Source organism: Celeribacter marinus (genome assembly GCF_965656515.1).
GTDB lineage: Bacteria > Pseudomonadota > Alphaproteobacteria > Rhodobacterales > Rhodobacteraceae > Celeribacter > Celeribacter marinus_D.
In genome coordinates this window covers 1-9495 of sequence record NZ_CBFHKW010000074.1, presented here as the reverse complement: position 1 = coordinate 9495, position 9495 = coordinate 1, and the positions used below count along the sequence as shown (strand labels likewise).

Genomic DNA, 9495 nt, shown 5'->3' with positions numbered 1-9495 from the left:
CGCCAGACACCCGCGACAACAAGACTCAATCCAAGCACAATCACGACCCACCCCAACTGGCGCGCGTCATCCATGAACATACGGTTGAGTGTCCGACCGGGGAGAAAATTGAACACACCCGCCACAAACACCCCGCGCCAGTACAGATTGCGCATGGTTTTCTCGTGACCGCGCAGATTGCCCGCAATGGCAAAGCGCACACCAACATAGAGCGACCAAAGTGCGAAAAGCGCTAAAAGGTGCAGCGGCGAAAAAGGTCCAATTAGGCCAAACCCCGAAATCCCGAACGACGACATGGCCACAACCGCCATGGCCACGACCCAGATATACCCAAGGGTTTTGTGCAGTCGGTCACGGCGGTGACGGTAGAGCACAACAGGGCCGAGCAAAAGCGCGAGCGTAGCTGCAATTGCATGCACTTGGATAACAGGTGCGGCGGTCATAAACGGATCAACGGACATTGAAAAACCTTTCAAACAGAGGTGAAAAATCAGGGATGGGCGATGCGCCCCGCTGAGTTGACCTAGACAACCCCCTGCCCTGCGTGCCATTTGAAGTACGCAAAACAAGGGGTTTGCTTCGTGAATGACGGGAAAACGCAAGTCGCGCTTCGTGAATGGCGGGCATATGTGACACGGCGCGAGACACTTTTGGCGCTCGGAGGAATGAGCGTCTTTGTGACCTTGGCCGCACCGTTCAATACCGGTGCGCTGTTGTCTGTGGGCGCGCGTCTAGTCTACTGGTCGATCATGGTCTGCTTGACGTTCGGGGCCGGATCACTGGTGACATTTGCGCTCAAGCACCGTTTGGGCGGCCTGCCGTTTGCCATGCGGGTGTTTTTTCTGGGAATACTGACCAGTCTATGTGTGCTCCTCGTCGTTGTGATCATCAATGCGATGACATTCGGATGGGTGCCACCCGCGCGAGACTGGCCATTGTTTGCGGCCACACTTGTCGGAATGACGATTCTGATTACGGCGGCTTTTCAATACATGGACACCAAAAGCGCGGCGCATTCAGCAAAGAGCACCCCAACAGGTACACCTCTTTTGGATCGCTTGCCATTGGACAAACGCGGCCCCCTCGTGGCGCTTTCGGTTGAGGATCACTATGTGCGGATTCGGACTACCAAAGGGGAGGACTTGATCCTGATGCGCCTGAGCGATGCGGTTCGTGAAGTTGGCGAAACCCGTGGCGCACAGGTGCACCGCTCCCATTGGGCGGCCTTTGATCACGTCACGGCCGTGCGACGTGATGCAGATCGCGCTATTTTAACGATGCGCACAGGCGGCGATATTCCGGTCAGTCGCGCACACATAAAAACACTTAAAGAGGCGGGGCTTTTGCCGCGCTAACGAGGAACACAAGAATGGTCGAATGGCGCATCACCAACGGGCTGACCGATTACGACGATGCTGTGGCTCAGATGGAGGCGCGCGCCGACGCCATTGCGCGCGGTGAGGCTGATGAGTTGATCTGGCTCGTCGAACACCCACCGCTCTACACCGCAGGCACCTCCGCTAAAATCGAAGACCTCGTAGAGCCGGACCGATTCCCCGTCCACGCGAGCAAACGCGGCGGGCAATACACCTACCACGGTCCGGGGCAACGAGTGGCCTACGCCATGCTCGACGTGAGTAAACGCGGCAAAGACGTGCGCAAATTCGTCGCCGATATGGAGGCGTGGGTGATTGCCGCCCTCGCAGAATTCAATGTGCAGGGCGAAATCCGTGAGGGCCGCGTAGGTGTCTGGGTCGTGCGCGATGACAAACCGCTCACCGCCACAGGGGCCAAAGCCGAGGATAAGATTGCAGCCATTGGCCTGCGAATTCGCAAATGGGTGTCGTTTCACGGATTGTCCATCAACGTCGAACCCGACCTTAGCCATTTTGGCGGCATCGTGCCCTGCGGAATTACCGAGCATGGCGTGACATCGCTTGTCGATTTGGGCCTACCTGTCACCATGGATGACGTGGATGTCGCCCTCAAACGCGGATTTGATCAGGTTTTCGGGGCGCAGAACACAGAAAACAATACTCCGTAACCTCTTTTTAGGATGGCTGGTCTATCCCCTGCGACAATCCACGCCTTTCTTCTGCGCACAAAATCCCTATTGTTCGCCCATATCAACCGATTCAAGCTCCGGAGACTCTCAATGACCAAACTTTTTGCCCTCACAGCCGCCGCCCTGATGGTATCCTCGACGGCATCCTTTGCCGCAGGAGACGCGGTCGCCGGTGAAAAAGGCTTCAACAAATGCAAATCCTGTCACATGATTGTTGATGGCGACAACACCATCGTAAAAGGCGGCAAAACCGGCCCGAACCTATATGGCATCATGGGCACCGCGATTGCATCCGGCGACTTCAAATTCGGCGCTGGCATCTCATCCGTAGCCGAGGCGAACCCAGACATGGTTTGGACAGAAGAACTTGTTGCAGAATACGTTGTCGACCCAAGCGCTTTTATCACCACTTACGGTGGGAACGGCAAATCCAAGATGACGTTCAAATTGAAAAAGGGCGGCGAAGATGTTGCGGCCTACCTCGCGTCTGTTGCGCCCGCTCAATAAGGCACACGGCCCAGACTACGGACACGCCGCTCCATTGGGGGCGGCGTTTTCATGTACCGCGCCTCGCAACCAAGCGCGCAAACAGGCTACTACGGTCCATTCGTTGAACGCACGGCGCACTTTACAAGGGTAAGCCCGCATTTTTCTACGATTGCGGCGCGTTGACACATTGCGCAGTTGAGCCTGAGCGACTAGACATATTCTAATTCCGTCTACTGACTCCCGACCTACGGGGGCGACGGAGCAAACGCATAAGACGCACTTAAATCGGGAGGACCGCATGGCAGACGCAGCCATTCACGGCCACGGGCACGAAGACAACCGCGGGTTCTTTACTCGTTGGTTCATGTCGACAAACCACAAGGATATCGGCATCCTTTATCTGTTCACAGCTGCGGCTGTGGGCTTCATCTCCGTTTGTTTCACGGTATTCATGCGCCTCGAGCTCATGGAACCCGGTGTTCAGTACATGTGTATGGAAGGCCTGTTGGCTAACCCGTGTACGCCAAACGGCCACCTTTGGAACGTTATGATCACCTATCACGGTGTGCTCATGATGTTCTTCGTGGTGATTCCTGCGCTGTTCGGCGGCTTTGGCAACTACTTCATGCCGCTGCAAATCGGTGCGCCGGACATGGCGTTCCCGCGTCTCAATAACCTGTCATATTGGTTGTTCGTCACTGGCGTTGGCCTTGGCGTTGCGTCCATGTTGGCACCTGGTGGCGACGGGCAAAGCGGCTCTGGTGTGGGCTGGGTGCTATATCCACCGCTCTCCACCAACGAGGGCGGCTATTCGATGGATCTCGCGATTTTCGCGGTTCACGTCTCTGGCGCCTCCTCCATCCTTGGTGCGATCAACATGATCACCACCTTCCTCAATATGCGCGCACCAGGCATGACATTGTTCAAAGTGCCGTTGTTTGCATGGTCGATCTTTGTAACATCTTGGTTGATATTGTTGTCCTTGCCTGTTCTGGCTGGCGCAATCACCATGTTGCTCACCGACCGTAACTTTGGCACCCAGTTCTTCCAGCCTGGTGGCGGCGGCGACCCGATCTTGTATCAGCACATCTTGTGGTTCTTTGGTCACCCCGAAGTTTACATCGTTGTTCTGCCTGGCTTTGGTCTAGTGTCACACATCATCGCAACATTCTCGCGCAAATCTGTGTTTGGCTACCTGCCAATGGTTTGGGCGTTGATCGCGATTGGTGTTCTGGGCTTCGTCGTTTGGGCGCACCACATGTACACCGTTGGTCTGTCGCTCTCGCAACAGTCCTACTTTATGTTGGCCACGATGGTTATTGCGGTACCAACAGGGGTTAAGATCTTCTCTTGGATCGCAACCATGTGGGGTGGCTCTGTTGAGTTCAAAACGCCAATGCTCTTTGCATTCGGGTTCTTGATCCTCTTTACCATTGGCGGCGTTACGGGCATCGTTCTGTCCCAACCTGGCGTAGACCGTGCATACCACGACACCTATTACGTTGTGGCGCACTTCCACTACACCATGTCCATGGGCGCAGCCTTCACGATCTTTGCGGGTATCTATTTCTACATCGGCAAGATGTCGGGACGCCAATACCCCGAGTTCTTCGGAAAAGTTCACTTCTGGATGTTCTTTGTTGGTGTAAACCTTACGTTCTTCCCACAGCACTTCTTGGGTCGTCAGGGCATGCCACGTCGTTACATCGACTATCCTGAGGCTTTCGCTTACTGGAACTATGTCTCCTCATGGGGTGCGTTGCTTTCCTTTGCGTCCTTCCTGCTCTTTATCGGTATCGTGATCTACACGTTGGTTGCCGGAAAACGCATCACGGAGAACAACTACTGGAACGAGTACGCAGATACACTTGAGTGGACCCTGCCGTGCCCACCACCAGAGCACACGTTCGAGACGCTTCCCAAGCAAGAAGAATGGGACAAGGGCCACGCACACTAAGTGCACGCCTCGGCACTCTCATACCCTTTGAGACTGTTAACCATTAAGATCTAAGGAAGACCTCGCCACGGCGGGGTCTTTTTTTGCCCTAATTTCATTGATAGTCATTTGATCAAAGGGGACTGACATGATCGCATGGATTTCAAAATTTCTGGACAACGGTGCGGAGCCAAAACCGTCCCACCTATCGGCGTTTTGGCATCCTGCCCAGTTTTCAAAGGTGTATGATAGCGCAACGGGCCAGACCAACGTGGCCATGCTCATCACCTCACCCGAACCCCTGTATGAAATGGGGCAGCCAGATCCAGCGCAAATTGACCGCCTCGCGCGCGAAATCGAACGCTATGTGCGCACCAAATGGGCAACAGCAGAAGTGCAAAAAGCATCGCGCATGTTTGCGAATATGCCTGTCTCCAACTTTGTCGTCATACTGGAACACGCGGCCCTTGGAGCCTATGCGACCCGCACACAGCGCGTGCAAGCGCTCTACTCATTTGACGGCACACATATCGGCGCACTTGAATCTGCGCAGCGCAAGTTTGACGATTCCATCGAGCAATGCGTGACCATATGACGGACAGCTCCCCCACGCTTATTCCCGAACTTGCGGTGACCGATTGGCAGGTCTCTCAGGCATTTTATTGCGACTTGATCGGTTTCGATGTCGCATATGCCCGCCCCGAGGACGGGTTTGCAATGCTGTCCCTTGGCGCGGCCCGTCTTATGATTGACCAGATCGGGATTGGTCGCACCTTTGAGGATCAGCACCTGCCAACCAGTCCACCATTTGGACGTGGCATGAACCTACAGATCGAAGTTTGCGCGCTCGAACCGATCCTCGATCGTCTCGCGTCCGCACAGTATCCGCTCACCCTTCAGCCCGAACAGGCATGGTATAGAAAAGGTAACGAGGCGTTGGGCCAACATCAGTTTGTGGTGGCAGATCCAGACGGGTATCTACTTCGGCTGTTTGAACCCTTGGGATCGCGCGCTGCGACCACCTGACCCTTCCCCCCTCGCGCAGACCGCGCTAACCTCTGTCACACGCACAAACAAAACCGCACAAAGCAAAACGCTATGCCGTACCGTTGGACACCTGCTCATCATGCGCCCTTGCCCCCTGCCTCGAGCGAGACGGGTAAACCGCTTTTGCGTCTTGATGTCTGGCCGCATCGGTCATTGCCGTCCAAAGGGTTTTCGGCAGCAATTTGGTTGATGTTTGCTGCCGGACTGATGCCGGTGATCCCGTTTATCGGCACCACGGCGTTCTGGATTCTACTGGCCTGTATGATGAGTGTTCTCACAGCACTTTGGATTGCGTTGCGCAAATCGGACCGTGACCATCTACGCGAGGAAATGTTGATCTGGCATGACCGGATCACGTTGACCCACTGGACGGCCAAAGGCGACAAGATTGAATGGAGCGCTAATCCCTATTGGGTCAGAACCACGCTGCACCCCACCGCAAAGATTGAACAGTATCTGACGCTCAAAGGCGCAGGTCCGGATCAAACGCGTGAGGTGGAACTCGGCGCGTTTCTAAGTCCCGAGGAACGCATCCAGCTGCGCGACGATCTTGCCCTCGTTCTAGATCGTGTAAAAACGCCAGCCGCATCGGGATGAGTTCAAAGCTCAGCTCCAAAAGTGGCGACACAAGCGCCGCCACTTTTCAATACCATCGGCATTCAGCACATACGCGCTGTTTTAGCCCAATTTCGCTTTGATCTTGCCACCCACGGCCCCAAAATCAAGTTGGCCTGTGTACTTGGCTTTCAACACGCCCATGACCTTGCCCATGTCGCGAATGCTCTCTGCATTCGTCTCGGCAATCGCCGCGTCGATGGCGGCTTCAGTCTCTCTGGCATCCAATTGGCGCGGGAGAAACTCTTCGACAATGAGGATCTCAGACCGCTCTTTTTCGGCCAACTCAATACGTCCGCCCTCTTCAAACGCCTTAGCGCTCTCTTGGCGTTGCTTTACCATTTTCCCAAGAATTTGAAGGACATCACTGTCTTCAACCCCACTGTCGTCGCCCTCACCACGCGCCGCGATATCGCGATCCTTGATGGCTGCATTGATCAGTCGAAGCGTGGAAAGCCGCTCCTTATCCTTCTCTTTCATCGCCGTTTTGAGGGCGGTGTTGATCCGGTCACGCATATCCATAGACATCTCTTTCTATCGCTGTCGAAGCGCCTACCATATCGAAACGCAGCCCCGATCTCAAGTCACGAGCGATTTTTCAAGACACTGGTTTTATTGGTTAATTTTATATTCCCAAATTTCGGCTATTCTGTGACCGATGCGTCTTGACGCTCACCACCGATCTGCCTAGTTTCCCGACAATTTTGGGCACATGGGAGTCGCACGACATGGCAACGGGTCAATCCACACAAAAGCCAACCGCGTGTTTAGCACTGGCCGATGGCACCATCTTTTACGGCATGGGGTTCGGCGCCACAGGCACAACCACTGCAGAGCTGTGTTTTAACACCGCGATGACGGGCTACCAAGAAATTATGACCGATCCGTCTTACGCCGGCCAAGTCGTCACATTCACCTTTCCGCACATCGGCAACACCGGTGTGAACGACGAGGATGACGAGACCGCCGACCCAGTTGCCGCCGGTATGATCGTCAAATGGGATCCAACCCTCGCCTCCAACTGGCGCACACAAGAAGAACTCGGCCCGTGGCTCGCCAAACGCGGTCGTATTGGCATGGGTGGCGTTGACACCCGCCGTTTGACCCGCGCGATCCGCCAACAAGGCGCACCACATGTGGCCCTCGCCCACGATCCCGATGGCAACTTTGATCTTGAGGCCCTTGTGGCACAGGCACGCGCCTTCTCTGGTCTTGTCGGGCTTGATCTGGCCAAAGACGTGACATGCGCGCAGAGTTACAAATGGGACGAAATGCGGTGGGCGTGGCCGGACGGCTACCCCAAACGTGAAGGCAAAGGGTTCAAGGTTGTTGCCGTCGATTTCGGCGCAAAACGCAATATCCTACGCTGTTTGGCTTCCGCAGGATGTGACGTCACTGTTTTGCCTGCCTCCGCCACCGCCGAAGACGTTTTGAGCCACAATCCAGACGGCGTATTTTTGTCCAACGGTCCGGGCGATCCTGCGGCCACGGGCGTCTATGCCGTTCCAATGATTCAGGGCGTATTGGCCAAAGATATCCCTGTGTTCGGGATTTGCCTTGGTCACCAAATGCTTGCGCTCGCTCTTGGCGCGCAGACAATCAAGATGAACCACGGCCACCACGGCGCAAACCACCCCGTCAAAGACAATGACACGGGCAAGGTTGAAATCACATCGATGAACCACGGCTTTGCAGTCGATGCACAAACCTTGCCTGCGGGCGTGCGCGAAACCCACGTATCGCTGTTTGACGGATCAAACTGTGGCATCAAAGTCGATGGAAAGCCTGTGTTTTCGGTCCAATACCACCCCGAGGCGTCGCCCGGCCCGATGGATAGCTACTACCTGTTCGAGCGGTTCGCCGCCGCAATGGTAGAGCGCGAGCCAGCATAAGCCTGCATATCTGCCTTTTGTGCAACACAAACACCGAAATAGGAGCAAAAAGCATCGCTTTTGCTCCTATTTTCACACCTATCCACATGCATTAACGTTCTGTTAACCACTTTTCGTCACCTCTGAGTGTGTTGAAAACACTGTGTCAGGATCATCGCGACTGACCATCGGTTAACCAGTTTGTGTGGGTCACGTTAAAATGTCGTTTGAGCGGCTTCAGATCAAATCACTCCCCCATGAGACAACGGACCTCTTGGAGGCCGTAAGGCGCGGTATTGCGCCCGCACAAACCCACCGCGATCCCCACAACACACCCGACCCACCCCCTATAGATCCGCAACGTATCCGCACGCCTATTGGACAGATCCTTGTCGATATGGGGGCTGTGACCGCCGTCGACATGGCCCGCGCGGTCACAGCCCGCCAGCGGGAGAACGTAAGGATCGGGGATATCTTGTTGGCGCGCGGGATGGTTGACGAGGCCACGCTCTACAACGCAATTGCCCTACAATACCAAGCCAAAGTGGCCAATTTCACGGAGCTTGCGCCCGATGTGCGCCTGATCGACAAACTGGGGGCCGACGAATGTCTCAAACACGGTATTTTGCCGTGGCGGCGCGCCGGAGGGGCAACGATCATTGCATCGTGTCGCCCAGAGGTGTTCAACACCCAGCGCCCGCGTCTTACTGCCATATTTGGCCCTGTCCGCCTTGCGATCACGTCAGAGACCGCATTGCACGATGCACTATTACGCTCGCGCCAACGCGCATTGGTTGATGCCGCAGAAACGCGCGTGGCGGCGTCCGAAAGCTGTCGCGAGATTGATATTAAACGTCTGACCCGCATTTTATCGGGCGGTGCGGTTTTAGCGATCTTATTGGTGACGTTTTTTCCCGATACCGCGTTTATCGCACTGACCCTGTGGGCCGTTGTGACATTGATGATCAATTCCGCGCTCAAAATCGCCGCCGCCTTTGTTCAGGCACGCGATGCGGGGCGCCCCCAGCCTATTTTGCCGCTCAGGCGCAAACCCGCGCGCCTGCCGATTGTCTCCGTCATGGTGCCGCTGTTTCGCGAACGCGAAATCACCGCCCGTCTGGTCAAACGGTTGTCGCGGATCGAGTACCCGCGTGAGTTGATCGATATTTGCCTCGTGGTCGAAGAAGATGATCAGGTGACGCAGGCCGCAATTGCCACCGCCAACCTACCCCGCTGGATGCGTCAGATCACGGTTCCGCGCGGTCAGGTCAAAACCAAACCGCGCGCCTTGAACTTTGCACTCGATTTTTGCCGTGGATCGATCATTGGCATTTGGGACGCCGAGGACGCGCCTGAGCCGAGTCAGATCCACAAGGTGGTGCGCCATTTCGAAACCGCCTCACCCGATGTCGCCTGTATTCAAGGTGTGCTTGATTTCTACAATGCGCGCACAAACTGGCTGTCGCGTTGTT

The 9495-nt window shown here is 55.5% G+C and carries 10 protein-coding genes and 1 pseudogene; 9 read left to right on the top strand and 2 right to left on the bottom strand.

Features of this window, described 5'->3' with window-relative positions; all coding sequences use genetic code 11:
- A partial coding sequence (locus ACTG34_RS12580) for a DUF2306 domain-containing protein (protein ID WP_439105231.1) occupies positions 1-461 on the bottom strand: 461 nt, incomplete at its 3' end.
- A 120-nt stretch (positions 462-581) separates the two neighbouring features.
- Between ACTG34_RS12580 and ACTG34_RS12575 the strand changes: the two genes are divergently transcribed.
- The 7 genes and pseudogenes from ACTG34_RS12575 (at position 582) to ACTG34_RS12545 (ending at position 6134) form a co-directional block, all read left to right on the top strand.
- Complete coding sequence (locus ACTG34_RS12575) at positions 582-1355, top strand: LytTR family DNA-binding domain-containing protein (protein WP_439105230.1); 774 nt, start codon at positions 582-584, stop codon at positions 1353-1355.
- An 11-nt stretch (positions 1356-1366) separates the two neighbouring features.
- Positions 1367-2044, top strand: a pseudogene (gene lipB / locus ACTG34_RS12570) (lipoyl(octanoyl) transferase LipB); the annotation flags it as partial.
- A 111-nt stretch (positions 2045-2155) separates the two neighbouring features.
- Positions 2156-2572, top strand: a complete 417-nt coding sequence (locus ACTG34_RS12565; RefSeq protein WP_439105229.1) for a c-type cytochrome — start codon at positions 2156-2158, stop codon at positions 2570-2572.
- 280 nt (positions 2573-2852) lie between these two features.
- On the top strand, positions 2853-4511 hold the full coding sequence (locus tag ACTG34_RS12560) for a cytochrome c oxidase subunit I (protein WP_439105228.1): 1659 nt from the start codon (positions 2853-2855) through the stop codon (positions 4509-4511).
- A 127-nt stretch (positions 4512-4638) separates the two neighbouring features.
- Positions 4639-5085 (top strand): hypothetical protein, encoded by a 447-nt coding sequence (locus ACTG34_RS12555; protein ID WP_439105227.1) that lies wholly within the window; start codon positions 4639-4641, stop codon positions 5083-5085.
- Entirely contained in the window at positions 5082-5516 is a 435-nt protein-coding gene (locus tag ACTG34_RS12550) for a bleomycin resistance protein (RefSeq protein ID WP_439105226.1), read from the top strand. Before ACTG34_RS12555 ends, ACTG34_RS12550 begins: the two co-directional genes overlap by 4 nt.
- A gap of 72 nt (positions 5517-5588) precedes the next feature.
- On the top strand, positions 5589-6134 hold the full coding sequence (locus ACTG34_RS12545; protein WP_439105225.1) for a DUF2244 domain-containing protein: 546 nt from the start codon (positions 5589-5591) through the stop codon (positions 6132-6134).
- An 81-nt stretch (positions 6135-6215) separates the two neighbouring features.
- Here the strand turns inward: ACTG34_RS12545 and ACTG34_RS12540 are convergent, their stop codons facing one another.
- Positions 6216-6674: a GatB/YqeY domain-containing protein gene (locus ACTG34_RS12540; protein ID WP_439105224.1), complete on the bottom strand. Its 459-nt coding sequence runs from the start codon at positions 6672-6674 to the stop codon at positions 6216-6218.
- Between the two features lie 206 nt (positions 6675-6880).
- On the opposite strand from ACTG34_RS12540, the gene carA reads away from it, so the two are divergent.
- Positions 6881-8044 carry a glutamine-hydrolyzing carbamoyl-phosphate synthase small subunit gene (gene carA / locus ACTG34_RS12535; protein WP_439105223.1) on the top strand — a complete coding sequence of 388 codons (1164 nt, stop codon included), beginning with the start codon at positions 6881-6883 and terminating at the stop codon, positions 8042-8044.
- Between the two features lie 199 nt (positions 8045-8243).
- Positions 8244-9495 (top strand): glycosyltransferase (locus ACTG34_RS12530; RefSeq protein WP_439105222.1); only part of this gene is annotated, 1252 nt, incomplete at its 3' end.

What these genes read in the sequence shown, in the direction of transcription:
- ACTG34_RS12540 (WP_439105224.1), bottom strand. Translation starts at nt 6,674, where the DNA reads ATGGATATGCGTGACCGGATCAACACCGCCCTCAAAACGGCGATGAAA.
- ACTG34_RS12550 (WP_439105226.1), top strand. Translation starts at nt 5,082, where the DNA reads ATGACGGACAGCTCCCCCACGCTTATTCCCGAACTTGCGGTGACCGAT.
- ACTG34_RS12560 (WP_439105228.1), top strand. Translation starts at nt 2,853, where the DNA reads ATGGCAGACGCAGCCATTCACGGCCACGGGCACGAAGACAACCGCGGG.
- ACTG34_RS12565 (WP_439105229.1), top strand. Translation starts at nt 2,156, where the DNA reads ATGACCAAACTTTTTGCCCTCACAGCCGCCGCCCTGATGGTATCCTCG.
- ACTG34_RS12555 (WP_439105227.1), top strand. Translation starts at nt 4,639, where the DNA reads ATGATCGCATGGATTTCAAAATTTCTGGACAACGGTGCGGAGCCAAAA.
- carA (WP_439105223.1), top strand. Translation starts at nt 6,881, where the DNA reads ATGGCAACGGGTCAATCCACACAAAAGCCAACCGCGTGTTTAGCACTG.
- ACTG34_RS12545 (WP_439105225.1), top strand. Translation starts at nt 5,589, where the DNA reads ATGCCGTACCGTTGGACACCTGCTCATCATGCGCCCTTGCCCCCTGCC.